Genomic DNA, 26,411 nt, shown 5'->3' with positions numbered 1-26,411 from the left:
AATCCAGTGCCTGGCCTGCACGAGTAGAGAACCCTTAGTATCTCATGTTGTTGGGAGAGCGGTCCGCGAAGACCCTGTCTGCTCTACCATACGGCCTGTAGCAAAATGGCTCAGGCGAGGCTACACTCTCGGCATATCACCTTGGTCCCTCAGTGAGGGCGAAGCCATGCAGGTCAAGACCCTTCATCGGTGGGATATCACACCCAAGGAAGCCATACAAGTCCAGGTCCAACTCCGCCGACAGGTCAAGACCACGGGCGGGGTGTTGAGACCTTCCGCTGTCGCCGGCGCGGATGTCGCGTACGACAAGCGGTCCGATTCCATGTCTGTCGCGGTCGTTGTGCTCTCCTTTCCCGACTTGGAGCCGGTGGAAACGGTGACCCTGCAGGATCGGGTTTCGTTTCCCTATGTTCCCGGACTCTTGTCGTTCCGCGAGGCCCCGGCCTTGCTCCGGGCTTTCGAGCGGCTCGCGTATGAGCCGGACTTGATCTTCATCGACGGTCAAGGGATGGCCCACCCGCGCGGACTGGGCATCGCATGCCATATCGGCTTGTTGTTGGAGAAGCCGGTGATCGGCTGCGCGAAGTCGCTGCTGTTCGGCTCATATGTCGAGCCGAAGCCATCCCGGTCCTCCTTCTCCTATCTGCACGACAAGGCCGGCCGAGTCATCGGCGCGGCGGTCCGGACCAAAGACCGTGTTCGGCCGGTGTTCGTCTCCGTGGGGCACAACATCGATCTGGAGCAGGCCGTTCGATTCACCTTGGCCTGCGGCAAAGGCTATCGGGTACCGGAACCGACACGGCAAGCCGATCTCCTGGCCGAACGGGCGAACCAGACACAATGGCAGGACGAGCTGCCTGTTCGATGAGCCCAGGCTTAACCGCCCGGGTTCGACCTAGCCGCGCTCATTCTGCGAATCGGCCGCCGGCTCATCGCGGAGCAACGGAACTTGCGGGCGTCATGGTGACGCGAAGATCGAACACGCTGCCGGACCATATCAGACCTGGGGTCCGCGTCCTGTTCGTCGGCATCAATCCAGGGGCGCGATCGGCTGCCGTAGGCCACCACTTCGCCGGCCATTCCAACCGTTTCTGGAAATTGCTCTACGAATCGCGGCTCGTGCCGGAGCCGGTGACCTACGAGGACGACGGTCGGCTGCCGGATTGGGGCTTCGGCTTGACCAATCTCATCGCCAGACCCAGTCGCGGCATCGACGCGCTGAGACCGCTCGAATACGTCGCCGGACGCAAGACCCTGTTGGCGAAGATTCGACGATACCGTCCCCCGGTGGTGGCGCTCCTCGGCGTCACGCTCTCCAGGGTCTTGTTCCCGGATCAATCAGGCGCCCGCCGCGCGGAGCAAGCCCGGAGGAATCGCCCGCGGGTCGGCTGGCAGCCGGATCATCTGGCCGGCGCCAAGGTCTTCGTCCTGCCCAATCCGAGCGGACGCAACGCCCATTACTCCCACCGGCAGATGCTCGCGCTGTTCGGTGAATTGAAGACGGCGCTCGAAGTCCGGGCCGGCGCCGCCCGTGGAAACGCTTCCCGTGCGGATGGTAAATAAAGACCGTGGCAGAGCGAAGATACCGGGGCTTTGGCGGCTGTCCACTTTTCGTAAGACAATTCCCGGGAAACACTTGTGGGTTGAAGACTCTATCCGCTCGCTCAGTTACGATAAAGCGGTAAAGAGCGAGCGGACCGAGCGAAGCTTGGTATGGAGGGCGAGCCATGAACGGAACAGCGCGTGGACGGTACGAGAGCGCGGCAATGGCGGTAGTCGGGCTGGCGATCGTGGTCGGCGCGGGGTGCGTGAGCAGCGGCACCTACGAAGCCGTCAAAAGAGAGGCGGAAACCGCGCAACGGGAACTCCACCAGCAACGGCTCAAGGTGCAGGCTATCGAAAAGATGCACACGGAGCGCAAGAAAGAAATGGACGAATGGGTGGGCAAACTCGGCGCCGCGGTCGAGAAACTCGATGGGATGACCAAGAACTGGAGCGAGTTGCAGGAAGAACTCACCAGGCTCAGGATTGCCCGTGAGCTGGAGCGCCAACGGGAGCGGGACAAGGAAGGGAAAATCGGCATCGTCGTGGAAAACGAACCGGCTTCCCTGCAACCGAGCGCCGACCCGTCAGCCAGGTTTCAAACGGGACCCGGGGAATCCAGGGAGCAAGCCAGAGACCTGCTTCGGCAGTTGCAACAATTCTTGGAGCAACGTTGAGCGAAGCGCGAAAGCCGCAGGCCGATCGTGTCGGGTCGTCTGCGGACGGATTCCTGCCCGTTGGGACGACCGGACTGTAACGTTTCGACACACGGCCGGACTCAACTGTCTCATCCCGCCCACAGTCGGCGCTGACCAGGACAGGCGCCGACGGAACCCAACCCGCAGTGTACCTTCGGTTTTCTGGACACGGCAAAACGGGGTGTTCATGGCATCCTCTTTGCGGTACTGCAGCGAGCCCGTCTTGTCGCGAGGAAAGAAAAAAGGGAGAGGCGACCCACCATGCCAATGATTCCGCCGCCGGTGCTCGCGTTTGCCCTTGCCGCCTTGTTGCCTGCCGTTGCCTCCGCAATGGAATCCGCGACCGAGTTGACGGTCCAAGCTCAGCGCGAATGCGAACTCGGTCGTCTGGCCCGGGAGCGGGACAAGCGCCTCGCCCATTTCGTTCGAGGTCAGGCCCTGGCCGAGCGAGCGGTGGCGCTCGACGAGCGACACGCCGACGCGCATTTTGCCCTCTTCTGCAGCCTCGGCGAACAGGTTCGCATCGACGGCGAGCGGATCACGTCGGTCTTCGGGTTCCGGCGCGTGATGAAAGAACTGGATCGCACCCTGGAACTCGCCCCGAATCATCTCGACGCCCTCTCCGCCAAAGGCACCTTCCTCGTCAGGCTTCCGGCCCTGTTCGGGGGAAATGTCGAGAAGGGCGAGGACCTGCTCCGCCAAGTCATTCAGCGAGAGCCCCGAGCGGTGAATGCGCGCCTGAGCCTGGCCAAAAGTTACTGCGCCCGGGGCCGTCACGATGAGGCGATGACCCTGGCTTTGCAGGCGCTCGAATTGGCCCAAGCCCACCAGCGCGCGGACTTTCTCCCGGAAGCCCGAGCCCTCATCTCTCAGGTGCGCGCCAAAGCCGGCGGCATAAACTCAGTGTTCAATCCTGCCCGAATCCAGTGACCGCCGAGCCGCGGATCGGTGTGGTCTGTCCCAGACCAACACGGGCTTGCCTATACCCCGCCCGGCATGGTCAAATTGCAGACGACTCACCCGGGAGCGAGAGACCGGTCATGCCTGCCGTGCAGACGTCCCACTGGTCCGTTGACGGATTGATGGCGGAACTGGTTCACCATCCGGTAAACGACCACCCGTTTTTCCGGCGGTTCAGGGACGAGCGTCTGAGCCGCGAGCAACTGCGGCGTTGGTTCCGCCAATACCACTACTTCTGCAAACGGTTCGTCAAAGTGCTGGAAGGGCTGCTGTGTGCCACGCCGATCGATGAACTCGAGATGCGGGTGGAGCTGGTCAAGACGCTGTACTCCGAACTGGGCTCCGGCTCGACCGAGCGCGCACACGTGCGGCAACTCGAACGGCTCGGCGAGGCGCTGGGCATGCTCCCATCCGACCTCCGCGCCACGGAACCGGCTTCTGAAGTGGCGGCCTATCTCCGACTCCTCGATGGCCTGTTCGCAGGGTCGGATTATCTGGCCGCCCTGGGGTCTGAGTTGGCGGTGGAAACAACGGCCGCGTCGGAGTTTCGCTACTTCTACCCGGGTCTGAAACGATATCCGGAGTTCACGGCCCAAGACCTCGCGTTCTTCGAGCTGCACGTGACGGAAGAGCAGAACCACAGCGATTGGCTCCTGGCCGCCGTGCGCAAAACCGCGACGACTCCGGAGGCCATCGCCCGCGTCGCCGCCGGGGCCCGATCGACCGTCGCGGCGTGGGACGAGTTTTGGAAGGGCGTGTATCGGGAAGTCTTCGGTGAACCTTGTCCTGCGTAGCGGCCGCCAACACCGTCGCAGAGTCGAGACCATGCCTGCGCCGCATGCCCCCGGAGAGGGGCGTCTTTCTGTAACCTGACAAGCGAGGGACCCACCCATGTCCACCATACACGCTTTCGGACCGCTGCTCGTGCTCGCAAGCGTCCTCTGCTCCGTCCTATCGCCGGGAGGCACATCCCCGATCCTGGCCGCCCCGGCAAACACCCAAGAGAATCAGCAGGTGGTCGTGGACCGCCTGTTCGAAAAGATTCTCAACCAAGGATTCGTCGTCACGCTGACCCCACTGGACGAAGCCAAGAAGCGAGCGGAGCTCCTGGCGTCCGGTGAATACCGTCTGACGATCGACGTGACGCTGAACACCTCGCCGGCGGCGCGCGAAGCCTTGGACGCGGCGGCCCGCCAGTTAGGCGGGCAAAGCATGGATGCGACGCTGGAACTCGACGTCGGGTTGGTGTCGTTGCAGGCGCACGCCGTGCGGATCAGCAACGATCCGAAAATTCTCGAATATTTCCAGCGCCGGGTCGCATCCCTTGCCTTCAGGGCCGAACTGAAGCTGGAGAACGGGGAGTCCTATGTCTGTTCCACAGGTGATCCGTGGCGAATACCCATCACCACGGTCGGCCAAATCTATATGCTCGGAGACAAGGCGTCGATCCCGATGCTGGGCCTTTCCCCAGCCTTCGACCGGAACGACTATGGATTTGTCGCCGCACGCAACGGGTCGCTTTCATTTAAATACCGGGTGGTCCTTCCGGAGAAGGATTACAAGCGACTGGCGAAGCTGGAAGGGAAAGTGATCGAAAGCAAAGGCCCCGTACGCGAAGGAGAGTGCCTCAAGGTCGAGAAGACCGCCGCCAAATCAGATTGAGGCTTCGCTTGTCCAGCGCCCCGAAGCCAGCCGGCGTCAGGGACATTCGTTGCTGCGTTCGCGGGTGACCGGCTCGCCGTTCAACCTCGCGTGCGCTCCATCGAACTGGATCGGATAGCGCCTCGGCAGATCGTTAGTCGCCGCGAGGACTAATGCGGCCTGTGAGTCCTGCATGTCGATGCGCCAGGTGCCGGTATCCTGCTCGCCTCCTTCGCCCGGGTCGGGAGCGCCCGGGTCCCGCGGGCGCCCGCGCAAAAACCGAACGTAGTAGCGGCCGTCCTGGCAGAGGTGCCAGGTCTGCGCCGCATAGGCGTCGGCGCCCGCGGCGTGGAGCTTCCGCGTCAGCATCATGCCGGAGAGACGTGCGTACCATTCTTTCAGCGCCTGGGCCGTCTCCTCGCTGATGAACTCCGTCGAAGCGGCCACTTCGTCGAGCAGGTTCTCGAAGTAGCGCGCCTCCTCTTTCGGACCGGCCATCTGGTACACGATCGCATTGCGGGCCGGTCCGAGCATAGCGACGGCGCGCCCGATGTAGTCGCCGCCGGCATAGACTGCCGTCAGACGGTGACCGTCCGTTTTCACCGATCCGACCGGATGCAGGACCAGCCCGACGTCGAACGTTTGGGGTTCATCCAGGCGGGCGATCAATTCGTCCCGGGTGACCTCGCTCAAGATATGGACGATGCCTAAGCCCGCCTTGGTGCCGGAGTCCAGGAAGACCGAGGCTCCGGCCGGCAGGGCGGCCCGCCATTCCGGTGGAACGACGAACGAGACGCCCGCGAAAGGAGACCGGACGCGGGTCCCGCCTCGATAGAATTGCCCGATCCGCAAATCTTCAACCGCAGGCTCCCGGAGCCCCGCCGCCTCTCGAGCCGATGTGGGAGGAGCCGCGTAGCCAAGCGAAGCCACGGCCGAGAGAATGAAGCCCAGCAGCAGGAACGCCGTCGGCGCGGTCTTGGTGCGCAGGCCGCTACCCACCGAATCTCCGAATTTCTTGGAGCGTCCGCTCGACCTCTTCCGATGACGTGAGCAGGCTCGGAGCGAGACGCACGTACTGCGTGGCATAAGGCGTCACACTGGCCATGATCTTCCGTTGCCGGAGCCGCTCCACAGCCTGTGACGGCTTCCAGCCGGCGATCTCGAAACAGACGATCCCCGCCGACAGGTCGCGCGAACGCGGTGTGTGAAGCGTCACATGCCGCATCGTCGATAAGCCGTCCTTGAGTTGATCGTTGAGCGCGTGAATTCGTTCCGCGACCCGTGCCTTGCCGATCGCCTGATGAAAACGAAACGCCTCGTTGAGCGCCCACCGATGCTCGAACGAGTGGAACCCGCCCGGGGTCATCATCGCGCCGTACGGGATCTCCCGCGGAGGGATATCCTTCATCCAGATGCGGTACGCATCGAAGTTGAACGTCGGGATGATCGCGTTGGCGGCTGGCCAGGCACGGGGATGGCCCCAGACTAGGCCGGTGCCCCGAGGACCGAACAGCCATTTGTGCGTGCCGGCGATGAAAAAATCGCAGCCCAAGCCATCGAGGCGAACGTCTTCGACGCCGAGCCCGTGGACGCCGTCCACGCACAACAGAACACGATCCCGTTCCGCCCGCTCGGCATTGAGCCGGGCCAGGGCGTCGGCCATATTCCGGATGGGCAGTTTGAGGCCGGTGCTCGAATGGACCCACGTGACCGCCACGACCCTCGTTTCCGGGCGCACGGCCCGAATGAGCGCGTCCACGATCTCGTCCTTGGTAACCTCGCTGAGCTTCCGGTACAGCGGAATCTGCCGGACCGATGCGCCGGTGCGCCGGGCCCGCAGTCGCAGGGACATTTCCGTGGAGTAATGGTCGTGGACGGTGGTGAGCACCTCCTGGCCGGGCCGCAGAGTCAGACCGCCGTAGAGCAGCCCTAATCCCATGGTGGTGCTGTCCGTCAGCGCGATATCGGTCGCATTGACGCCCAAGTAGTCCGCTGCGGCCCGCAGCACGTCCCCTTCGCAGCGCTCCTCGTTTTCCAGCCAATAGCCGATCGGGTTCGCGTCGAGCCCGCGCCGGTGCGCCTCGATCGCCTCGCGCACCGGCCTGGGGTGCGAGGCCAGAAAAAAGCAGGCCATGTGGATGACATCGCGCGACAGGGAGAACTGATCGCGAACCGCATCCCACCCGGCGAACGTGAACGGAAGTGAAGAGGCGCCGAGACTGCGGGCCCGGGGCAGGTGCGCGCCCAGCACGGCGGCGCCGAGCGCGCACCCCGTGCGAACCAAGAAGTCCCGTCGATACAGGAGACTGAGCCGGTCGGCGTCCATGCTTCGATGGTAGGAAATCGCTTCCCCGAGCGCAAGCCGTCGCTCACGCCCCTGGGATCGAGGTGCGGCAGAGTTCGTCGATTTCGCGCCGCGCAGGAAGGGCGTCCTGGGCGCCGCGCCGGGTCGCGGTCAGCGCGCCGGCGGCATTGGCGAAGACGATCGCCTCTTCCAAGGGTCGCCCTTCGGCCAAGGCGCAGGCCAACGCGCCGTTGAACGCGTCGCCGGCTCCGGTCGAATCCACCGCCTCCACCGGAAAGGAGGGAAACGCCTTGTCGGTCTTCGCGTCCCTCAACCACGCGCCGCGTGAGCCGAGCGTGATGATGACGCGCCGCGCGCCGCGCGCCAATAGAATCTGCGCCGCTTCGGCCGGATCATCCTGACCGGTCAAGGCCCGGGCTTCCCCTTCGTTCGGGGTCAACACGTCCACCAACTTGAGCACGTCCGACGAAAGGGGAACGGCCGGCGCGGGATTCAGAATCGTCGTCAGGCGGTGACGTTTGGCCAGCGTCAGGGCTTCCGCCACGGCGGCCAACGGCAATTCGAGCTGAACCAGCAGCGCGCGGCCGCCCGCCACGAGCGTCGAGGCGCGATCGACCTCCTCGACCGTCAGCATCCGGTTGCTGCCGGGCGCGACGGCGATCTGGTTCATGCCCGAGCGATCGACCACGATCAACGCCACGCCGGTCGGCGTCGAGGGATCACGCAACAACCCCGCACCGGGGATTCCCAACCCGGTCAGGTGGCGCTCCAGCAGCTTGCCGTTGGCGTCGTTCCCCAGTTTGGTGAGAAAAAAGACGTCCGCCCCCGCTTTCCTGGCGGCGACGGCTTGGTTCGCTCCCTTGCCGCCGAAGGATTGATAAAATTCCCGCCCCAAGACCGTTTCTCCGGCCGCGGGCAGACGGTCGACCGCAACCGTATAGTCCACGTTCGCGGAGCCGACGACGATCACCTTCCGCATAATCGATTCCGAAAGAGGTTCAAAAACCTTGCGACATCCACTTCCATCGCCGCCTGGACCGTCGGCGGGGTTTTCCGGTCCGCCGCGGTCCTCCCTCTTGGCGCCCGTTCCTCGGTTTCCACGGTGACGCGCAAGGGCACCCGTTTCACCAAGCCCGGATCGAGGGCCACGCCGACCGCCAGCGGGTCGTGCAAGTAGAACACTCCGCGGCCCTCGGTTCGTTGGGCGAATTCCAACGCGGGGCCCGTGACGTCGCCGACGAATCGGCAAACCGGATCCGTCGTGTTCGCGGTCAGCTTCGCGATGGCCTCGCGGGTCAATGAGACCCGCATCGTGACGTCCAGCGGAACCAACGTGACGGGCAGACCGGAGCGCATCACGCGCTCCGCCGCATGCGGATCGACGTAGATATTGTACTCGGCGGCCGGCGTGACGTTGCCGGGAACGCCGATCGCGCCGCCCATGCAGATCACCGAGCGGAACGCGCGCACCATCGCCGGGTCCGCCTCAAGCGCCTGCGCGAGATTGGTGAGCGGGCCCAGCGTAATGAGGGTCACCTCGCCCGGATAGCGGCGAAGGCACTCTCTCCAGACCGTCAACGCGTTGGGGAGCGAGCGCGGCGTCCCCGAATCGACGTACCGGGGCTTGCCGTCCGGATTGCGAATCCGGTCCAGCTCCCCCAGGCCGTCGGCCCCGTGAACGTGGGTGGCGGGCTCCAGCGGTTGCTGGAGCGGCTGGACGGCTCCCTGCCCGACCAACAGGCCGGACGGAAACGGAACCAGCTCCAGCACCCTGAACAGGTTTTTGGTCGCCTGCTCGACCCGCACGTTCCCGCACACGGTGGTGATCGCCACCACCTCCAGCTCGGGCGAGCGCAAGGCCAGCAAGATGGCCAGGGCGTCATCGACGCCGGGATCGGTGTCGATGATCACGCGTTGTTTGCGGGCGGGCATGGTTAGCCTCGTGAGGGGTAAGGGGTAAGGCGTAAGGGGAACACGATGAACCTATTTAACTCGCGTCCAACGATACGTGTCACCTGTCACGCGTCACGTCTCACGCTTCACGGGCTTCGGGCGCAGCGAAAGCCCGTGCCGTGGTTCCGCATGGTCGGCCGCGAGCCGTCGCGCGCGGTCGTGCGAAGCAGATGGCGATGGTTCAGCCACGACCCGCCGCGGAGGACCTTGTATTCTCCGGTCTCCGGCCCTTGTGGATCGCGTTCTGGAGCCGCAGCGAAATACTGTGGATCGTACCAATCGGCGACCCATTCCCAGAGATTACCCGCCAGGTGCATCACTCCGTCCGGCGTCGCGCCTGACTCCAAGGCCGTGACCGGCAGGGTCAGCATGCCGGCCACGCCTTTCTCCGCAAGGAGTTCCGCTCCGGCGTCGGCCCACCAGGCCTTAGCCTCGTCCGGCGAGGCGAAGTCTTTTCCCGCCCAATACGACGCGCCGTTCGCCCGCTTGGGGTCCCACTCATTCCCCCACGGGTAGATGCGGCCGCCGGGTCCCCGCGCCGCTTTTTCCCACTCAGCCTCGGTGGGCAACCGTTTCCCGGCCCACTTGCAGTAGGCCTGCGCGTCGAACCAGTCCACGTTGACCACCGGATGGTCCAGCAGGACCGGATCGATCTCGGGACCTTTCCAGACATTGTAGGACGGATCGCAGCAATGTTCGGGAATGCGGTGTCCGGTGGCCTTCAGAAAGGCCTGGTAGCGCCGGTTGGTGACTTCATACTTGTCGATATAAAAGGCGTTCAGTGTGACAGTCCTTTGCGGCTCCTCGTCGGGATCGCCCCGGCCCGCCGCGCCGCCGCGGATAAACGGCCCTTCCTCGATCAGCACCATCGGTGCGCCGTCGGCGCCGACGAATTCGCCGGCCTGGATGGTGACCGCCACAGCCAGGAGCAAGCCGGTCAGCATCCAAGATGCCATATTCCGGTTAGGGCGCAGGGGCTTCAGAGCTTCCCTCCCCATCGAACACCGTGGTAGCGGCCAGCTCCTCCAGCAGCCGATCGAGCGCGGCGGCTTCATCGGGCAAGCTCCCGAAGAAGTACAGGACGCCGTTGCGTGACGGCCCCATCAGCGCCAGGGCCCGGCCGATCATGTCGCCGCCCGTATAGGCGGCTTCCAGGCGAGCGCCGATTGTTTTCACCGGACCGGTCGGCTCGAAAATCAAGTCGTGAGCGATGGGCTGGACGGCGCTCATGCGCGCCGCGATGTCTTCCGTCGAGACGTCGCGCAGAAAGAACACCAAGCCGAACCCCGGCTTCCCCAGCGAACCAAGGATAAACACCGGAGAGTCCGGCGGCAACCCGCCCGACCAATCCTGAGGGATGACGAAGGACACGCCGGCCGCCCCGACTCGGATGCGCGTGCCGGACCCATACTCTTCACCGGCCTGGACTTCGACGGCGCTTGAGGACCGAATCGAATCGCCCGGCGGAGAACCTTGGGGCTCGGCGCCAAGGGACACGCCGGAAGCGAGGAAGAGAAAGACGGCCGCGCCGGCCGCGAGGAAAGGAGGTGACACGAGTGTCGGCGGCACCCTGACTAATTCTGCTCCATCGGAGGGCACGTACACAGCAGATTCCGGTCGCCGTAGGCTTCGTCGATGCGGCCGACGCTGGGCCAGAACTTGTGATCCCGCACCCAGGGCGCCGGAAACGCCGCTTGCTCGCGGCTGTACGGCCGGTCCCAGTCCGACGCCGTCACGGCCGGGGCCGTGTGCGGCGCGCGCTTGAGCACGTTATTGTCGCGGGGCACCCGGCCTTCCACGATCTCCTGAATTTCTCCGCGGATCGCGATCAGCGCATCGCAGAACCGATCCAGTTCAGCTTTGGACTCGCTCTCGGTCGGCTCGATCATGAGGGTGCCGGGCACGGGGAAGGACACGGTCGGCGCGTGGAATCCGTAGTCCATGAGACGCTTGGCCACGTCCATCACGTCCACGCCGGCGCTCTCCTTGAATTGCCGCAGATCCAGGATGAACTCGTGGGCCACGAAGCCGCGCCGTCCGGTGTACAGCACCGGGTAATGTTTCTCCAGGCGTTTGGCCATGTAGTTGGCGTTCAGGATAGCGACCTGCGTCGCCTTGGTCAGCCCGTCATGGCCCATGAGCGCGATGTACACCCAGGAGATCGTCAGGATGCTCGGGCTGCCGTAGGGCGCCGCCGAAACCGGTCCGATCGGCGCCGGACCGCCGAGTCCGGTCACCGGATGCCCCGGCAGGAACGGAGCGAGGTGGCGCGCGACGCCGATGGGCCCCATACCCGGCCCCCCGCCGCCGTGCGGGATGCAGAACGTCTTGTGCAGGTTCAGGTGGCAGACATCCGCCCCGATATCCCCCGGCCGGCAGAGGCCGACCTGGGCGTTCATGTTCGCGCCGTCCATATAGACCTGCCCGCCGTGCGTGTGGACGATCCGGCACATGCGGCGCACCTCGGGTTCGAACACCCCGTGGGTCGACGGATAGGTGATCATGAGGGCCGCCAGCCGTTCCCGGTGCTGCGCCGCCTTGGTTTCCAGATCCGCCAGGTCCACATTGCCGTGCCGGTCGCAGACGACGGGGACCACCGTCATCCCGGCCATGGCCGCGCTCGCCGGGTTAGTGCCGTGCGCCGATGTGGGAATGAGGCAGACATCGCGATGCCCTTCTCCCTGCGAGCGGTGATAAGCCCGGATGATCATCAGCCCCGCGTACTCGCCCTGCGAACCGGCGTTGGGCTGCAACGACACGGCCGCAAAGCCCGTGATCTCCGCCAGCCAGGTTTCGAGTTGGTGGAACAGTTCCTGGTAGCCCCGGCTCTGCTCCGCCGGCGCGAACGGATGGAGGCGGGCGAACTCCGGCCAGGTGACCGGCAGCATCTCGACCGTCGCGTTGAGCTTCATGGTGCAGGACCCGAGCGGAATCATGGAGTGGACCAAGGACAGGTCCCGCGCCTGCAGACGATGCAGATAGCGCAGCATCTCGTGTTCCGAGTGGTAGCGGTTGAACACCGCGTGAGTCAGGTACTTGGTGGTCCGTGTCAACATCTTCGGGAAGCGCACATCCACCGACCGGGCCAGTTCCTCGACCGTGAAGATCACGTCCTCGTGTCCGAGGAAGAGGCCGATCAGCGTTCTGATCTCCTGCGGCGTGCTCACTTCATCCAGCGCCACGCCGACGGAATCGTCGTCATAGCGGCGCAGATTGAACCCCGCGGCGTTGGCGCGGGCCAGAACGTGTCCCGCTTGCTCGCGGTTGAGTCGAACCCGGATGGTGTCGAAGAAGGGCTCCGTGCCGACGTCGAAGCCGAGCCGGCGGAGCCCCTCGGCCAACACCACGGCCAGGCCGTGCACGCGTTCGGCGATCCGCCGCAACCCGTCCGGCCCGTGATACACGGCGTACATGCCGGCCATCACGGCCAGCAGCACTTGCGCCGTGCAGATGTTGCTGGTGGCCTTCTCGCGGCGGATGTGCTGTTCGCGTGTCTGGAGCGCGAGCCGATAGGCGGTCTTCCCATGGGCGTCCCGCGAGACACCGACCAGGCGTCCCGGCAGTTGCCGCTTATAGTCTTCCTTAGTGGCGAGGAAGGCCGCGTGCGGCCCGCCGAACCCCAGCGGCACGCCGAAGCGCTGGCTGGACCCGACGGCGATATCGGCTCCGAATTCACCCGGCGGACGCAGGAGTGTGAGGGCCAGCAGGTCCGTCGCGACGACGACCAACGCGCCGGCGGCATGGGCCTGCGCGACGAGGTCGCTGTAGTCGCCGACGTAGCCGTCCGTGGCCGGGACCTGCAGCAGGATGCCGCAGAGTCGCTTCCCGGAGAAGTCGATGCGCGAAGTCCTGCCGACGCGCAGGGTGATGCCGAGCGGTTCGGCGCGCGTCTGCAGCACGGCGATCGTCTGCGGGTGGCAGTCCTGCGACACGAAGAATTCTTTTTTGTCGGCGCCGGCGGCGCGCGAGATCGCCAGGCACATGGCCATCGCTTCGGCCGCCGCCGTCGCTTCATCCAGCAGGGAGGCGTTGGCGAGCGGCAGCCCGGTCAGGTCGGCGACCATCGTCTGAAAGTTCACCAGCGCCTCCAATCGGCCTTGCGCGATCTCCGCCTGATACGGCGTGTATTGGGTGTACCAACCCGGGTTCTCCAAAATGTTCCGTTGGATGACCGGAGGGGTGATGCAGTCGTAATAGCCCATGCCGATCAGCGAGCGGTACACCCGGTTCTGCGCCGCGATGTCGCGCAATTCGTTCAGCACGTCCTGCTCGCCGCGGTGCCCGGGCAACGCCAGCGGCCGGCGCAATCGGATGTCGTCCGGCACGGTCTGGTCGATCAGCGCATCGAGCGACTGCAGCCCGAGCGTCGCCAACATCTCCTGGATGTCGGCCTCCGTCGGCCCGAGGTGGCGGTGGACAAAGGTGTCGGTCGGCTTAAGAAAGTCCGGGTGCGTCATGGGCTGTGCGGCGCCTCAGGGTTATGTCGACCGGCAGGAACGTCGTTGTTCGTAAGCCGATGGTCAAGCAGCGGTCCTCCGACGAGGATAGGCGAAGAGTACCATGGCGTGGTGCGTTTTCCAAGCGGCCGCCGCGCTTGCCTTCGGGATAAGGGTCGGGTATTAGTGGGTAGAGGAGAAAGGTCCCGTCGGCGACGCATGAAAGTTCACGACATCCTGATCGTCGGCGCCGGTCTGGCCGGCATGCGGGCGGCCATCGCGGCGCCCTCCCACCTCGATGTCGCGGTCCTCTCGAAAGTCCATCCGGTCCGCAGCCACTCCGTCGCCGCTCAGGGCGGCATCAACGCGGCGATCGGCGAGAACGACTCCTGGGAGGCCCACGCCTTCGACACGGCGAAGGGCGGGCTCTATCTCGGCGATCAGGACGCGATCGAAGCCATGTGCCGGGAAGCGCCCGGCGACATCCTGGAATTGGAACGGATGGGTGTCATCTTCAGCCGCAACGAACAGGGCGAGATCGCGCAGCGCCCGTTCGGCGGAGCCGGATTTCCGCGCACCTGCTACGCCGCCGATCGCACGGGACACGCCATCCTGCATGCGATGTACGAGCAACTGCTGAAGCGACAGATTGTCGTCTATGAAGAATGGTACGTCACGTCGTTGATCGTCGAAGACGGCATGTGCCGCGGCGTGGTGGCCTGGGACCTGATTCACGGCGGACTGCACGCGATCGGCGCCAAGGCGGTGATCCTCGCCACCGGGGGGAGCGGCCGGGTCTTTCTCACCAGCACCAACGCGGTCATCAACACCGGCGACGGGATGGCGCTCGCGTACAAGGCCGGCGCGCCGCTCGAAGACATGGAGTTCGTGCAGTTCCACCCGACGACGCTCAAGGACACCGGCATCCTGATCACCGAAGGCGCGCGCGGCGAAGGAGGCTATCTCCTGAACACGCTCGGCGAACGGTTCATGAAAAAATACGCGCCCGAGCAGATGGAGCTGGCGACCCGCTCCACCGTCTCCCTGGCGATCGGCCGGGAAATCCTCGAAGGGCGAGGCGTGGACGGCTGCGTGCTGCTGGACCTGCGGCACCTCGGCCGCGAGCGGATTCTCGAGCGGTTGCCGCAGATTCGGGAGCTCTCCATCGAGTTTGCGGGGATCGATCCGATCGAAACGCCGATCCCGGTCCGGCCGGGCGCGCACTACCAGATGGGCGGCGTCCGCACGAATCAATGGGCCGAGACCGAGATTCCCGGGCTCTACGCCGCCGGCGAGTGCGCCTGCGTCAGCGTCCACGGGGCCAACCGGCTGGGCGGGAATTCCCTCCTGGAGACGATCGTGTTCGGCCGTCGCGCCGGCGCCAAGGCGGCGGAGTACGTTCGGCAGGTCAAGCCCCGCGCGCTGTCGGACGCGACGCTCAGGACCGAAGAGGCCCGCATTCGCCGCCTGTTGTTGCAACACGGCGCGGAGCGCGCCTGGCAGGTCCGCGAGGAGCTGGGCAGGGTGATGAGCCAGAACCTCGGCATTTTCAGGACGCAGAAATCCATGCGGGAAGCCTGGGACAAGGTCCGCGAGTTGAAGGTCCGAGCATCCCGGGTGTACGTTCAAGATAAGGGCCGGATTTTCAACACCGATCTGATCCAGGCGCTCGAGCTGGAGTCGCTGGTGGAAATTGCCGAGACCATCGTGGCCGGGGCGCTGGCCCGCGAAGAAAGCCGCGGGGCCCATTATCGTTCGGATTTTCCCAAGCGGGACGACGTCAACTGGTTGAAACACACGCTGGCGTACCGGACCCCCGACGGGCCGTCGCTGAAATACGCGCCGGTGACGATCACCCGCTTTCCGCCGAAGCCGGCGTGACTCGCGAGACGTGCGGGACTGGCGCGAATCGCCCAGCTCGGGCCTGAGGCACCAGTCGCGCGTCTCCCGCGCCTCGCGCCTGTCGCGCTGCATGTTATGCGTATCCTGGTGATCGAAGACGAAGCGAAGGTCGCCTCCTTCATCAAACGGGCGCTGGAGGAGGAGAGCTACGCGGTGGATCTCTGTGCCGACGGGGCACAGGGCCTCGACCTGGCCTTGAGCGGCAGCTACGACCTCATCGTCATCGATCTCATGCTGCCCGGCCTGCCGGGCCTGGAAGTGCTCAAGCGACTGCGCGAAGAGAAGATCCAGGCGCCGGTGCTGATTCTCACGGCCCAGTCGCAGGTGGATCAAAAGGTGAAGGGGCTGGACGCGGGCGCCGACGATTACCTGACGAAACCCTTCGCGATCGATGAACTGCTCGCGCGCGTCCGCGCGCTGTTCCGCCGCGGAGCCGCCGAAGCACCGGGCGTGCTGCAGATCGACGACCTCGCGCTCAATCCGGCCACGCGCGAAGTGACCCGCGCAGGCCAGCGCATCGACCTCACGCTCAAGGAATATGCCTTGCTCGAATACTTCATGCGTCACGCCGGTCGCGTGCTGACCAGGCCGATGATTTCCGAGCACGTCTGGAATCAGGACTTCGACACGTTCACCAACGTCATCGACGTCTACGTGAATTACCTCCGGAACAAAATCGACCGGGGGCGGGGACGCAAGCTCATCCACACCGTCCGCGGCAGCGGATACATGCTGAAGGCCGACTGATGCCGCTTCGGGTCCGGCTCACGCTCTGGTACGGAACCGCGATGGCGCTGTTCCTGACGATCTTCGCCGTCGTGCTGTACACGGTCATGGCCCGGAGCCTCAAGGACCAGGTCGATCAGTCCCTGGAGGAGACGGCCACGGTCGCCGTGCGCTCGCTGGAGCAGCGCGGGTTCCTCACGCTGCTCGACGAGGAAGAGCTGCTCACTCAGTTCCCGGAGCTGGCGCGCATCGACAAATTCTTCCAGATCTTCAGCCCGACCGGCAAAATCACCATCCGATCCCCCAACATTCAGCGTCACGACGTCCCGCTCAGCCGGACCGCGCTCGAGGTTGCCTTCACCGGCAAGACGACGTTCGAATCCGCCAAGTACCCCGGGGAGCCGCCGCTCCGTCTGGTGTCCGTGCCGATTCTCTATCGCGGCAGCCTCGTCTATATCGTCCAGGTCGGCACCTCGCTGGAATCCGTCGAAGCGTCGCTGCACCGCTTGCTGATCATGCTGCTGGTCACGATGCCGGTCGCGCTGGCGGTGTCGCTGGCCGGCGGGTGGTTCCTCGCGGGACGGGCCCTCAAGCCGGTGGACACGATCACGTTGGCCGCGCAGCGGATCGCGGCCGGCGACCTGACCCAACGACTCACCGTGCCGTCCTCCTCGGACGAGATCGGGCGCCTCGCCGCCACGTTCAACGACATGATCGCCCGTCTCGACGCGTCGTTCCGCCAGATCCGCCAATTCAGCAGCGACGCCTCCCATGAGCTGCGGACGCCGCTGACGGTCATGAAGGGAGAAACGGAACTGGTGCTCCGCCGGCCGCGCGCGACGGAGGACTACAAGATGGTCCTCGAGAGCAACCTGGAGGAGATCGACCGGATGAGCCGCATCGTCGAGGAACTGCTGTTTCTCTCGCGGGCCGACCTGGGCGAGGTCAAGATGGAAAGCGCGCCTGTCCGGCTGGAAGCGCTGGTCGAAGACATCCAGCGACAGGCCTGCCTGCTGGGACAGGAACACCACGTGGAGGTCGTGCTCGGCACGGTCCAGCCCGCCGCCGTGCTGGGCGACGAGTTGCGTCTGCGCGAGCTGCTGCTGAACCTCGTAGACAACGCGGTCAAGTACTCCAAGCCCGGCGGCAAGGTGGAGATCACCCTCCTGACCGAGGGCGGCGAGGCCCGCCTGTCGATCCTCGATCAGGGCATCGGCATCGCCCCCGAGGCGCAGAAACTGATCTTCGACCGCTTCTACCGGACCGACGAAGCGCGGGCCCACACGAAGAAAGGCACCGGATTGGGTCTCTCGATCTCCGCCTGGATCGCGGAGGCCCACCAGGGCCGCATCGAAGTCAGGAGCGCGCCGGGCGAAGGGTCGACGTTCACCGTCGTGCTGCCGCTGGCTCCTTCCGCCGGTTAACAACTTTTAATTCTCTCCTAATCCTTCTCTCATCGGGTGTTGGTAGGGTGATGCCGTGAGTCCGGCATGGCCGGCTCTTGCATCACCGGCACAACCGGCTCTGGGAATAGCGAATAGCGGGTAGCAAACAGCAAATGGTTGTCATGAACCTTCGGCTCACCCTGTTTGACCCGTTGCTTGTACCCGTTGCAACGAGAAGAGCAACGGGTACCCGGGGCAACGGGCACCCCGAAGATGCCCTATCCGGCCCCCTCACCTTTATCCTCTCCCCAATACTGGGGGAGGAAGGAGGTATGTTCATCTGCAGGGTGAGCCGCAGACTCGAGAATACTGTTCAGTGATTCAAAGGAGGGTGGTATGAAGCGACCGTTGCAGTATAGATTCGGGGCGATCGCCGGAGCGGCGGCCCTGAGCGCAGTTTTGCTCTGGAGCGGACACGTAGCGCCTGCTTCACATGCATCGTCTCCGGCGGCTTCCATTACGCAACCGCCCGCGAACGGCTTTGCGGAAGTCGCCAAGTCCGTGACCCCGGCCGTCGTCAACATCACCACAGCCGTGTCGGAAAAAATCTCGGACTCCCGCGACATGCCTTGGCCCTTCGGACCGCGCAGCCACCGCGGACCGGAACCTCCATTCGACCCGCGTGAACGCCGCGGCGGTGGTATGGGGTCCGGCGTGATCGTGACCCCGGACGGCTATATCATCACCAACAACCACGTGGTGGACGGGGCGAAAGAATTGACGGTGACCCTGCCGGACAAGCGGGAGTTTACAGGCAAGATCGTCGGGGTCGATCCGAAAACGGACCTGGCGGTCGTGAAGATCGACGGGCAGGATCTGCCCTCTGTGCCCTGGGGCGATTCGTCCAAGTTGCAGGTCGGCGAGTACGTCCTGGCGATCGGCAATCCCTTCGGCCTGAACTCTACCGTAACGCTCGGCATCGTGAGCGCGCTGGGCCGCGGCCGCATGGGCATCACCCAATACGAGGACTTCATCCAGACCGACGCGGCCATCAATCCGGGGAACTCCGGCGGGGCGTTGGTCAACACCAAAGGAGAACTGGTCGGGATCAACACAGCCATCTTCTCGCAGACCGGCGGCTACCAAGGCGTCGGGTTTGCCGTGCCGACGGCCATGGCCAAGCCCGTGTACGAAAGTCTGGTCAAGACCGGCCGGGTCGTCCGCGGCTACCTGGGCATCGGCATCCAGGACCTGACGCGGGACCTCAGCCAATCGTTCGGGCTGAAGGACGCGAAGGGCGCGCTGGTCAGCGAGGTGAAGGAAGACAGCCCGGCGGACCAAGCGGGGCTCAAGCAGGGTGATGTGATCATCGGGTATCAGGGCTCCCCGGTCGAGGACGCCGTGGGGCTGCAGCGGCTGGTCACGAGAACCGCCGTCGGGACGAAGGCGACGGTGAAGGTCATGCGCGACGGCCGGGAGAAGGAGCTGACGGTCACGATCGGCGAGCAACCGGACACGGTCAGGGCCGCGAAGGCGGAGACCGGGCAGGCGGAGGGGGCGTTGGCCGGCCTCACCGTGCAGGACCTGGATCGGCAGACCGCGCGCGAACTGGGCCTTCAGGGCAAGATGCAGGGCGTCGTGGTGACGAGCGTCGAGCCGGACAGCGGCGCGGAGCGAGCAGGCCTGATGCCGGGCGATGTGATCCGGGAGATCAACCGGCAGCCGGTCAAGTCGGTGAAGGACTTCGAGAAGGTTTCAGCCCATCTGAAGAAAGGCGAACGCGTCCTCTTTCTGATCAACCGGCAAGGCGCGTCATTGTTCTTGAGCGTGAAGGTGTGAACGGGCGCACGCCGGACACGGTCAGCGCGGAGTTGCGTCGAGTAGGCGATACTGTCCCAGACCGAAACTCGTCGCCTTCCCGACATGGGTCACTTCGCCCAACCGTAAGAGAGGCATGAACGGGCCGAGAGAGCCCTCGAAGGTCACCCGACCGAACAACCCGCCGAGCTGCATCGTCTCCTGCCGGCGCTGCGAGTAGCGGGTCCAGTCGTACCAGACGAGCGTGGATGAGACGGTCCGCACCGAACGCGCCAGGTCGATCCACTCGCGAAACGCGACCACCGACGGATCGCCGCCGCAATGGAAATACGAGAGATGGGCGATCCGCCGGAGCAACGCGCGGACCAGGACATGAAACTCCAGGGATGCGGCCAAGCGCTCGCCGTACTTCACCCGCACCGGAGTGAGGAATTCGATCTCCGCCCGCTCGTTGGTGTGGCCGTTGGCCACGCCGGCCGGCGGGTGGAGCGGCAGGTAGACGGTCCGAGTACACGACTCGGTTCCAGCGAGCGTGCCTTCCTCCGCGGAATAGATTCGGCAAAATCGCCCATCCACCCACCCGTTGGCTCCGATGACCATCGCGGTTACCCGGCGGAAGCCGAAACCGACCCGGCCCATGCGTTCGAAGGTAAAAATGAAATGCGGGAGCCAGCGCACCGCGCGGCCGAATAGGGTGAGGCCGAGCTCGAAGGCTTCGCCCGGCCCCAGTGTTCGCCCGCCCGCCGGCGGCTCGAGCACGAAGGGATGAGGAGCGGCCGGGTACTTGCGCATCACCCGTGTGTCCGGGGGCGGCGGAGTCTCGAACACGTACGGATACACACAGCGATCCCTCAGCGGACAAGGGGAGCATTCGTACGTACGGGTCGCGCAGACGACCCGTTGGAGCGCGAGACCGAAGGCGCCGCGGAACATGGAGCCGGCGTAAGGCGGGAGCGGGAGCGCCGCGTCCGGCTTGAGCGCAATCGTGAACCGGCCGAACGAAAGCGGCAGGGAGGTCCGGCCCGGATCCGCGTTGTCAGGCATCTCGCTCACGGGAGCACCACGGTTGCGCCCTTAGGCAACCGGTCCCCGCAGCCCAGCGCGGTGATCGTGTCGCCCGATGGAAGGGGATAGATGCGTACATCGTCCGCCTTCGCGTCGATCAAGTCGTTCAACCGAGACACGACTCCCTGCAGCTCCGGCCAGGTGAACGAGCACAGGAAGACGGAATATTGCACATGCACCCCGACGCCCTTCATGTACCGATACACGCGGGTCAGCCGGCCCTCGTCGGCGATGTCGTAGCACACGAGATAGCGTGTCCGCATCGGTCACGGTTCCCAGATCATGACGGCGAACTGGTCGAGCAGCCGGCGCAGCAGCGTCGCCAAGCGCGGGCGACGGGATTCGAAATGCCCGGCCAACGCCCGCGGCAGCGCCCCGATGCCGTCACCGGCCGCCGCTCCGCTGTCCAACCAGGCGAGATCGGCGTCGGCCTGCAGCGCCGCGACGCAATCTCGCACGAATCCCAACGGCTGGGCTCGGTGCAGCCAGCCCAGGTGAGGGTCCCACCCCGCCTCCAAGATCGCCTCCAAGGCCAAAGTCTGCAGCGCCGCCCGGAAAAATCCGCGCCGCCGAAGGGACACGCCGCGCAGCCGGGCTTGCCGCTCGATCCAGGTGTCATAGTCCGCCGGCCGCATGCCTTCACGCCGCCACCGCGCCGCCGTGACGGGATCGAGGCGGGAGGCCAGGACCAACCGGCGCCCGCGTTCCCATGCCCGCAGCCATGCGCACAGGCGGTCCCGTTGCCGGGGATCTTCGAGGGCCGCCGCCTGTCGGCCCCGCCGGGCGAACAGCCCCGCTGCGCACCCCAGGACCACCGCCACGGGCTCGCCCGCCCGATTCAGCAGGGTGATTGGGACCCCGCGCTCGGCGAAGGCTGTCAGGCTCTCAGTGTCCAACGCGACATTGCCCGCGATGAGCACGCGGCGAATCAGGCGGACCGGCACCCGCTGCCCAGCGGTCCGGCGTCGCTCGATCCACAACGACGGACCGTCACGGCGGACCCGCAGCCCGGGCGACTCATTCAGATACAGCGTTCTCTCCATGGCTCAGGATGCGCCGCGCCAAGGTTTCGACCGTCTCCCGCATGCGCGAGCGGTGCGGAGCGATCCAGTCTTCGTAGGCGGCATAGAATCGGCTGCGCGCGCTTTTCTTCAACGAGCAGCCCGGCCGATCCTGGTCCGAGGCAAAGTCGCGACGCTCGAACCGCCGGGTGCGGAACAGTTCCCACACCCATCGATCCACGGCCGGTCGAAAGGGCTCGAGGAGGTCGCAGGCCAACGATTCGCGGCCGTATTCGAGCTCGTGATAGAAGCCGACCAGCGGATCCAGTCCGATCAGCTCGCATTCGCGCACCCACTCCCAGTGCACCAGCGTATACGTGAGCGACAAGAGGGCGTTCACGGGATCGCGCGGAGGCCGCCGCTCCCGTCCTTCAAACCCGAGGCTCGGGGGAAACACGGCCGGCAGCGCGGCGAAGTAGGCCGCGGCGGCTCCGCCTTCCAACCCGCGCAGCCGCTCGACGTTGCCGGCCTCGGCGGCCTTGGCGCGGGTGTCGTCGATGCTCTCGGCGGTGCGCAGAAGGAGAGCTCGCTGATCCGGCCGCGCATCGGCGGCCTCGCGCAACAGCCCCGCCTGCCCGTCGAGCTTGGCCGTCACCCATTCCTTCGCCAGCAGGAAAGCCAGGTGGCCACGGTGTGCGGCGTACTGAGCCAAGCGCAGCCGCGCATGATTGTGCAGGCGGCCGACCAGGCGGCCGCGAAAGGCCTGCGTGCGTCCCGAGAGGAACAACACCGCGACGCCCTGCTCCGCCAGGCGATGCAGCACGGACGTGTGGACGGTCTGATTGCCGATCAGCACGACCCGGTCCACAGGCGCCAGCGGCACCATTCCCTCGCGCTCGCCGTTCGCGTAGACCGCCAGCGCCCCGCCGTCGAGCCGGAGTTCGGCATCCTTGCGATCCAGATAGACCGTTCCACCCATCACAGACTCCCATGACGTTTATCCGAAATAAAAGAATGCGGGGTCCGACGGCGGAACCGCAATCCCCAGGGTTTGGGGCCGGCTCCGGCCGTCCAGCGCGAAGACGTGGATGCGGTCCTCGTCAGGCGCGATGAGTCGGCGCAGCGTCTCCAGCACTTCGGTGAATTCGGTCCCCGACAGCCAACACTCGTACACCGACTTCTGCCCGCCGGTGCTGTAGCCTTTGAGGAACTCGCGCACGCGGTTCAGGCGGCTCGGCTCACAGACGTCATAGGCGACAAGATACAAGCGCCGCATGCCTCGCTCCTGCTACCCCTTACTTCTCCCTCTCCCCGGGGGGGAGAGGGCAAGGATGAGGGGAATTCCCAGGTTGACTCGTGCGCCGCCATGGAAATTCCAGCTCGGCGCACCGGTCATCGAAATCCGTCACTTCGGACGCGACCAAGCCGCGCAGTTTTTGGTACAGCGACGCCACATCGCCCTTGGAAATCGGAGTGAGGCCGTGCGCCAGGAGCGAGACATTTCGCTTCTTGAGGAGCACCCCGATCCCGCGAAACTCCGCTTCGTCGAACTTGTGTCCGATCCGATGACCCAGTTCCTTCAGGAGCCGATAATCCCGCTCGAGGCCGATCTGAATTTCGCGCGTGGACGCGGCCGTGGCGGCAAACTCCGAGCGGAGCTGATCGGGGATCTTGCTGAGATCCACGGCAGCCGTATCGATTCCAAAGTCTTTCTGTAAAATCCATTGCGCCAGCATCTCTGCGAGCCGATACAGCCGAGCGAGCGCGTCATCGTAACGCCCTTCCTCCAACCGGCGTCCGGCGTTGTTCAGAAGATCGGCCAGCCGGTCGGCTGAGTAGCCGGTGTCCGGCTTCAAGCCGAGCAAGCGCGCAGGAGTCTCGGCGTTTGGACGAAACGGCCTCGCTTCTTCCACATCGGCATGGAAGAGTTTGTTCAACTCACCGGCGGCTCTCGCGTAATCGAACCGATCCCAGGCCCCGTAGCCGTTGGCGACCGCCGTCAGCGCCTCCATAAGGCGCCGCTCGTGGTCGCCCAGCCAAGCCGGGTTCAAGTCGCCCAGGAGTTGAAGGGCTGCATCGAACCGCTGCACCCGGCAGAATTCACCCGCGAGTCGCAACTGTTCGTCAGCCCAGATCCGCCGGGGTTCGATGAGCACCAGGCGCTCGGTCCCGCTGATGACCGTTCCGGCGAAGCGCTGTCCACTGATGTAGCTTATCGTCCCGCACCGATGGGTCACGGCCGCCAAGACCAAGCCGGCGGTTATGGCTTTGGTCCCACTCGTATAGTCCACCTCGATGGTGTCGGGCCCGAATCCGCGTCGGTTCAAGTCACGGAACAGCGTCAGACACTCGCGATAGACAGTTTCCACGTCGTCTGGGTCGCTCACAATCCGGATCGTGTGCGCGTCGGGTGGCAGCCCCAGGTCCCGTGCCATCCGTTCGGCGTACGGTCGGCTTTGCTCGCTCGCAATCCACACGGTAAACCCGGCGCCGCTTTTCCTCCAATGCCAGAGGAGCGGCTGGGTGATATCCTGGTCCGGTCGCGTACCAGTGCCCACGGATTGGACGAACGCCTTCGCCATCGTGTCCTCCTGGTGGTGTGAGCGAGAGTGCTGCGATGGTCCTGCCGGAACTCGCACCGCGGCAGGAGCCCTAAACCGCCTTGTGCCAGACCATCGCGCGAGGGTGTCATATCGCAGCGAGCAAGCGGATGCAACTCCGGAAACGTTGCCGCGATGGGGGCAGAGGGGGCAGAAAAGGGGTCGGGAGTCTTTCTTGAGCCTCAGGTACTGACTCAAGGAAACAGGAGACGCACCAAAGAACATACGCACCTCGATTCCAACTACTGCGCTCCTCCGCCGCATTCCTTGTGTGCGGGGACTTGCGGTGCCGAACAAAGACTCCCGACCCCTTTTCCAGCTCCAAGGAAACAGGAGACGCACCAAAGAACATACGCACCTCGATTCCAACTACTGCGCTCCTCCGCCGCATTCCTTGTGTGCGGGGACTTGCGGTGCCGAACAAAGACTCCCGACCCCTTTTCCAGCTCGAGGCGCCACGCATCGCCACGATCGAGGGCTTCAGAGAAGCGCATCCAACTCCTCTTGAAGCTTCTTCACCTCGGCCAAAATGCGCATAAACCGTCTCCCCAACGGCGTGAGGCGATACTCGACCACAACAGGCGGCTTCTCGCCGCGGACCCGGCGGTCGAGCAGCCCAAAGCGCGTGAGTTTCCGCAGGCGCTCGTTCATCACCTTGGTCGAAAGGCCAGGACAGGCCTTGAGCAACCGACTGGGTCGGGCCAGCCTGTCGGACAACAGCCACAGGAGCCGAACGGTCCATTTGCAGCCGATCACGTCTTCGACCATAGCGGCGACGCTTGGGCGTGCCTCCGCAGAGGCGGAAAGCCCAGCCATGCCAGATCGGGCCCACGGTACTTTTTGGTGCCCTCGGTACCGATTGGTGCGATCTTGCGGCAGAGAGGGGATGTTGTGCACGCTAGCAGGCATCAGCGATCGATCCATTCATGAAAGGAGTGAAGCTATGACATACACACCATCAATTCCCGGGTACACCTATGGCACCGCGGCTGTGCCGCGTTCACCGGTGAGTCACGCGGACTTCGAGTTGATGAAGCAGAGCGTGCTGTTCACCGACGACGATGCAAAGGCGCTGCGGCAATCCTACGACATCGTCAAGGACCAAGTCGAGGCCATCCTCGATGTTTGGTACGGCTTCGTGGGGAACCATCCGCACCTGTTGGCGGCCTTCACGGGACGGAATGATGGCAAGCCCCTCAACGACTACCTGGCAGCCGTGCGCAAGCGGTTCGGCCAATGGATCTTGGACACGGCTCGGGCGGAGTATGACCAGAAATGGCTCGACTACCAGCACGAAATCGGGCTCCGGCATCATCGGGCCAAGAAAAATCAGACGGACCATGTTGCAGCGGCGGACCACGTGCCGTTCCGGTACCTCCTTGCGCTCATCTATCCTGTCACTTTCACGCTGAAACCGTTTCTTGCGAAGAAGGGGCATTCGCCGGAGGAGGTCGAGAAGATGTATCAAGCGTGGCTCAAATCCTGCCTGCTCCAGGCGATTCTGTGGAGCCATCCGTATGTGAAAGCCGGTGATTTCTGATCGAAACGCTCCGGCTGCGGGCGAGCTACTCCCGGCCGCAGCCGGAGCGAGATTTGGAGGCCCTGTTCCGTCGACGAGTCCGGGACAACCTCGAGCGCACGCACGGCGGCAGAAGCTCCACCGCAGAATTGACGGAGAGGTCGCGGAATGTTCCTACGGCAAGCCGGCTGGCAGATGAACGTGTCAGGACCAGCGCCGGAGTGGCGCACGATTCGTTGGTTCAACGCGAAGGAACCCCTGACCCTGGCCGACTTTCGTGGTCGGGTGGTGGTACTACATGCCTTTCAAATGCTCTGTCCGGGCTGTGTGGCGCACGGATTGCCCCAAGCCCAACGCGTGGCCGAGGCGTTCGATGAGGAGCCCGTAGCGGTGGTGGGACTGCATACGGTGTTCGAGCATCATAGCGTCATGGGCCCGGAGGCGCTGGAGGCATTCCTACATGAGTATCGTATCAAGTTCCCAATCGGGGTTGATGAGCCGACAACGGACGGCCACCCGATCCCGATGACGATGCGAGCCTATCAGATGCGCGGGACCCCTACGACCATTCTGATCGATGGATTGGGGAGACGCCGGGGCCAGGTGTTCGGCACACCCACCGACCTTGCGCTCGGCGCGGCCATCGCTGGGCTGCTGGGCGAACTGAAGGCGTCCTGATCAGAACATGGTCTGAACAAAAGGGGTCGGGAGTCTTTCTCCTCGGCTCAGCAGAAGACGGTGGCGTCGGTCGCAACCCCCTCTACTTCACAGCCCCAAAACGACAATCTTTCCAGGCGGTAGCCGAAGCCAGCCTCTGACCCCACAACAACAAAAGACTCCCGACCCCTTTTCCTTCTCCT

26 protein-coding genes are annotated in these 26,411 nt (G+C 64.8%); 12 read left to right on the top strand and 14 right to left on the bottom strand.

Annotation, left to right across the window (positions count from 1 at the left end):
- The first annotated feature begins 166 nt into the window (after positions 1-166).
- The 6 genes from nfi (at position 167) to AB1555_03145 (ending at position 4,862) form a co-directional block, all read left to right on the top strand.
- Positions 167-868, top strand: coding sequence for a deoxyribonuclease V (gene nfi / locus AB1555_03170; protein MEW6245694.1), 702 nt, complete (start codon positions 167-169; stop codon positions 866-868).
- 92 nt (positions 869-960) lie between these two features.
- Complete coding sequence (locus tag AB1555_03165; protein MEW6245693.1) at positions 961-1,563, top strand: mismatch-specific DNA-glycosylase; 603 nt, start codon at positions 961-963, stop codon at positions 1,561-1,563.
- 164 nt (positions 1,564-1,727) lie between these two features.
- Positions 1,728-2,219: a hypothetical protein gene (locus AB1555_03160; protein ID MEW6245692.1), complete on the top strand. Its 492-nt coding sequence runs from the start codon at positions 1,728-1,730 to the stop codon at positions 2,217-2,219.
- A gap of 282 nt (positions 2,220-2,501) precedes the next feature.
- Positions 2,502-3,170, top strand: coding sequence for a tetratricopeptide repeat protein (locus tag AB1555_03155; GenBank protein ID MEW6245691.1), 669 nt, complete (start codon positions 2,502-2,504; stop codon positions 3,168-3,170).
- 110 nt (positions 3,171-3,280) lie between these two features.
- Entirely contained in the window at positions 3,281-3,994 is a 714-nt protein-coding gene (locus AB1555_03150) for an iron-containing redox enzyme family protein (GenBank protein MEW6245690.1), read from the top strand.
- 97 nt (positions 3,995-4,091) lie between these two features.
- Positions 4,092-4,862, top strand: coding sequence for a hypothetical protein (locus AB1555_03145; GenBank protein ID MEW6245689.1), 771 nt, complete (start codon positions 4,092-4,094; stop codon positions 4,860-4,862).
- Positions 4,863-4,898: 36 nt separating this feature from the next.
- On the opposite strand, the gene AB1555_03140 is transcribed toward AB1555_03145, so the two are convergent.
- From AB1555_03140 to gcvP, 7 genes are all read right to left on the bottom strand, one after another.
- Complete coding sequence (locus tag AB1555_03140) at positions 4,899-5,840, bottom strand: hypothetical protein (protein ID MEW6245688.1); 942 nt, start codon at positions 5,838-5,840, stop codon at positions 4,899-4,901.
- The gene (locus AB1555_03135) at positions 5,833-7,167 is read right to left on the bottom strand and encodes an aminotransferase class V-fold PLP-dependent enzyme (GenBank protein ID MEW6245687.1); all 1,335 of its coding nucleotides are present in this window, start codon (positions 7,165-7,167) and stop codon (positions 5,833-5,835) included. Before AB1555_03135 ends, AB1555_03140 begins: the two co-directional genes overlap by 8 nt.
- 43 nt (positions 7,168-7,210) lie before the next feature.
- Positions 7,211-8,125 (bottom strand): ribokinase, encoded by a 915-nt coding sequence (gene rbsK, locus AB1555_03130; GenBank protein MEW6245686.1) that lies wholly within the window; start codon positions 8,123-8,125, stop codon positions 7,211-7,213.
- Entirely contained in the window at positions 8,113-9,078 is a 966-nt protein-coding gene (locus AB1555_03125) for a nucleoside hydrolase (GenBank protein ID MEW6245685.1), read from the bottom strand. The genes rbsK and AB1555_03125 overlap by 13 nt, the downstream gene beginning before the upstream one ends.
- A gap of 107 nt (positions 9,079-9,185) precedes the next feature.
- The gene (locus tag AB1555_03120; protein MEW6245684.1) at positions 9,186-10,043 is read right to left on the bottom strand and encodes a formylglycine-generating enzyme family protein; all 858 of its coding nucleotides are present in this window, start codon (positions 10,041-10,043) and stop codon (positions 9,186-9,188) included.
- Positions 10,044-10,062: 19 nt separating this feature from the next.
- Positions 10,063-10,653, bottom strand: coding sequence for a hypothetical protein (locus AB1555_03115; GenBank protein ID MEW6245683.1), 591 nt, complete (start codon positions 10,651-10,653; stop codon positions 10,063-10,065).
- Between the two features lie 20 nt (positions 10,654-10,673).
- Positions 10,674-13,556 (bottom strand): aminomethyl-transferring glycine dehydrogenase, encoded by a 2,883-nt coding sequence (gcvP, locus tag AB1555_03110; GenBank protein ID MEW6245682.1) that lies wholly within the window; start codon positions 13,554-13,556, stop codon positions 10,674-10,676.
- 198 nt (positions 13,557-13,754) lie between these two features.
- Between gcvP and AB1555_03105 the strand changes: the two genes are divergently transcribed.
- The 4 genes from AB1555_03105 (at position 13,755) to AB1555_03090 (ending at position 19,387) form a co-directional block, all read left to right on the top strand.
- Entirely contained in the window at positions 13,755-15,416 is a 1,662-nt protein-coding gene (locus AB1555_03105; protein MEW6245681.1) for an FAD-binding protein, read from the top strand.
- 96 nt (positions 15,417-15,512) lie between these two features.
- Positions 15,513-16,184, top strand: a complete 672-nt coding sequence (locus AB1555_03100; GenBank protein ID MEW6245680.1) for a response regulator transcription factor — start codon at positions 15,513-15,515, stop codon at positions 16,182-16,184.
- Positions 16,184-17,587, top strand: a complete 1,404-nt coding sequence (locus AB1555_03095) for a heavy metal sensor histidine kinase (GenBank protein MEW6245679.1) — start codon at positions 16,184-16,186, stop codon at positions 17,585-17,587. Before AB1555_03100 ends, AB1555_03095 begins: the two co-directional genes overlap by 1 nt.
- Positions 17,588-17,944: 357 nt before the next feature.
- Positions 17,945-19,387, top strand: coding sequence for a DegQ family serine endoprotease (locus tag AB1555_03090; protein ID MEW6245678.1), 1,443 nt, complete (start codon positions 17,945-17,947; stop codon positions 19,385-19,387).
- 21 nt (positions 19,388-19,408) lie between these two features.
- On the opposite strand, the gene cas6 is transcribed toward AB1555_03090, so the two are convergent.
- The 7 genes from cas6 to AB1555_03055 all read right to left on the bottom strand — a co-directional run bounded on the left by cas6 (position 19,409) and on the right by AB1555_03055 (position 24,800).
- Positions 19,409-20,410: a CRISPR system precrRNA processing endoribonuclease RAMP protein Cas6 gene (gene cas6 / locus AB1555_03085; GenBank protein MEW6245677.1), complete on the bottom strand. Its 1,002-nt coding sequence runs from the start codon at positions 20,408-20,410 to the stop codon at positions 19,409-19,411.
- 5 nt (positions 20,411-20,415) lie between these two features.
- Complete coding sequence (gene cas2, locus AB1555_03080; protein MEW6245676.1) at positions 20,416-20,694, bottom strand: CRISPR-associated endonuclease Cas2; 279 nt, start codon at positions 20,692-20,694, stop codon at positions 20,416-20,418.
- Between the two features lie 3 nt (positions 20,695-20,697).
- Positions 20,698-21,474, bottom strand: a complete 777-nt coding sequence (locus AB1555_03075) for a CRISPR-associated endonuclease Cas1 (protein ID MEW6245675.1) — start codon at positions 21,472-21,474, stop codon at positions 20,698-20,700.
- Entirely contained in the window at positions 21,449-22,411 is a 963-nt protein-coding gene (gene cas1, locus AB1555_03070) for a CRISPR-associated endonuclease Cas1 (protein MEW6245674.1), read from the bottom strand. Before cas1 ends, AB1555_03075 begins: the two co-directional genes overlap by 26 nt.
- 18 nt (positions 22,412-22,429) lie before the next feature.
- Positions 22,430-22,708: a CRISPR-associated endonuclease Cas2 gene (gene cas2 / locus AB1555_03065; GenBank protein ID MEW6245673.1), complete on the bottom strand. Its 279-nt coding sequence runs from the start codon at positions 22,706-22,708 to the stop codon at positions 22,430-22,432.
- Positions 22,709-22,727: 19 nt separating this feature from the next.
- On the bottom strand, positions 22,728-24,014 hold the full coding sequence (locus tag AB1555_03060; GenBank protein ID MEW6245672.1) for a TIGR02710 family CRISPR-associated CARF protein: 1,287 nt from the start codon (positions 24,012-24,014) through the stop codon (positions 22,728-22,730).
- A 498-nt stretch (positions 24,015-24,512) separates the two neighbouring features.
- On the bottom strand, positions 24,513-24,800 hold the full coding sequence (locus tag AB1555_03055; protein MEW6245671.1) for a helix-turn-helix domain-containing protein: 288 nt from the start codon (positions 24,798-24,800) through the stop codon (positions 24,513-24,515).
- Between the two features lie 175 nt (positions 24,801-24,975).
- Between AB1555_03055 and AB1555_03050 the strand changes: the two genes are divergently transcribed.
- Both AB1555_03050 and AB1555_03045 read left to right on the top strand, forming a co-directional pair.
- Complete coding sequence (locus AB1555_03050) at positions 24,976-25,572, top strand: protoglobin domain-containing protein (protein ID MEW6245670.1); 597 nt, start codon at positions 24,976-24,978, stop codon at positions 25,570-25,572.
- Between the two features lie 174 nt (positions 25,573-25,746).
- Positions 25,747-26,229, top strand: coding sequence for a TlpA disulfide reductase family protein (locus AB1555_03045; GenBank protein ID MEW6245669.1), 483 nt, complete (start codon positions 25,747-25,749; stop codon positions 26,227-26,229).
- Positions 26,230-26,411: the final 182 nt, after the last annotated feature.

The sequence above is a fragment of the Nitrospirota bacterium genome, assembly GCA_040755395.1.
In the GTDB taxonomy this organism is placed as follows: Bacteria; Nitrospirota; Nitrospiria; order Nitrospirales; family Nitrospiraceae; genus DATLZU01.
This window is presented reverse-complemented; position numbering and strand designations above follow the sequence as displayed.

Excerpts from the sequence above, each read along its gene's own strand:
- nfi (MEW6245694.1), top strand. The coding sequence starts at position 167 with ATGCAGGTCAAGACCCTTCATCGGTGGGATATCACACCCAAGGAAGCC.
- AB1555_03165 (MEW6245693.1), top strand. The coding sequence starts at position 961 with ATGGTGACGCGAAGATCGAACACGCTGCCGGACCATATCAGACCTGGG.
- AB1555_03160 (MEW6245692.1), top strand. The coding sequence starts at position 1,728 with ATGAACGGAACAGCGCGTGGACGGTACGAGAGCGCGGCAATGGCGGTA.
- AB1555_03155 (MEW6245691.1), top strand. The coding sequence starts at position 2,502 with ATGCCAATGATTCCGCCGCCGGTGCTCGCGTTTGCCCTTGCCGCCTTG.
- AB1555_03150 (MEW6245690.1), top strand. The coding sequence starts at position 3,281 with ATGCCTGCCGTGCAGACGTCCCACTGGTCCGTTGACGGATTGATGGCG.
- AB1555_03145 (MEW6245689.1), top strand. The coding sequence starts at position 4,092 with ATGTCCACCATACACGCTTTCGGACCGCTGCTCGTGCTCGCAAGCGTC.
- AB1555_03135 (MEW6245687.1), bottom strand. The coding sequence starts at position 7,167 with ATGGACGCCGACCGGCTCAGTCTCCTGTATCGACGGGACTTCTTGGTT.
- rbsK (MEW6245686.1), bottom strand. The coding sequence starts at position 8,125 with ATGCGGAAGGTGATCGTCGTCGGCTCCGCGAACGTGGACTATACGGTT.
- AB1555_03125 (MEW6245685.1), bottom strand. The coding sequence starts at position 9,078 with ATGCCCGCCCGCAAACAACGCGTGATCATCGACACCGATCCCGGCGTC.
- AB1555_03120 (MEW6245684.1), bottom strand. The coding sequence starts at position 10,043 with ATGCTGACCGGCTTGCTCCTGGCTGTGGCGGTCACCATCCAGGCCGGC.
- gcvP (MEW6245682.1), bottom strand. The coding sequence starts at position 13,556 with ATGACGCACCCGGACTTTCTTAAGCCGACCGACACCTTTGTCCACCGC.
- AB1555_03105 (MEW6245681.1), top strand. The coding sequence starts at position 13,755 with ATGAAAGTTCACGACATCCTGATCGTCGGCGCCGGTCTGGCCGGCATG.
- AB1555_03100 (MEW6245680.1), top strand. The coding sequence starts at position 15,513 with ATGCGTATCCTGGTGATCGAAGACGAAGCGAAGGTCGCCTCCTTCATC.
- AB1555_03095 (MEW6245679.1), top strand. The coding sequence starts at position 16,184 with ATGCCGCTTCGGGTCCGGCTCACGCTCTGGTACGGAACCGCGATGGCG.
- AB1555_03090 (MEW6245678.1), top strand. The coding sequence starts at position 17,945 with ATGAAGCGACCGTTGCAGTATAGATTCGGGGCGATCGCCGGAGCGGCG.
- cas6 (MEW6245677.1), bottom strand. The coding sequence starts at position 20,410 with ATGCCTGACAACGCGGATCCGGGCCGGACCTCCCTGCCGCTTTCGTTC.
- cas2 (MEW6245676.1), bottom strand. The coding sequence starts at position 20,694 with ATGCGGACACGCTATCTCGTGTGCTACGACATCGCCGACGAGGGCCGG.
- AB1555_03075 (MEW6245675.1), bottom strand. The coding sequence starts at position 21,474 with ATGGAGAGAACGCTGTATCTGAATGAGTCGCCCGGGCTGCGGGTCCGC.
- cas1 (MEW6245674.1), bottom strand. The coding sequence starts at position 22,411 with ATGGGTGGAACGGTCTATCTGGATCGCAAGGATGCCGAACTCCGGCTC.
- cas2 (MEW6245673.1), bottom strand. The coding sequence starts at position 22,708 with ATGCGGCGCTTGTATCTTGTCGCCTATGACGTCTGTGAGCCGAGCCGC.
- AB1555_03060 (MEW6245672.1), bottom strand. The coding sequence starts at position 24,014 with ATGGCGAAGGCGTTCGTCCAATCCGTGGGCACTGGTACGCGACCGGAC.
- AB1555_03055 (MEW6245671.1), bottom strand. The coding sequence starts at position 24,800 with ATGGTCGAAGACGTGATCGGCTGCAAATGGACCGTTCGGCTCCTGTGG.
- AB1555_03050 (MEW6245670.1), top strand. The coding sequence starts at position 24,976 with ATGACATACACACCATCAATTCCCGGGTACACCTATGGCACCGCGGCT.
- AB1555_03045 (MEW6245669.1), top strand. The coding sequence starts at position 25,747 with ATGAACGTGTCAGGACCAGCGCCGGAGTGGCGCACGATTCGTTGGTTC.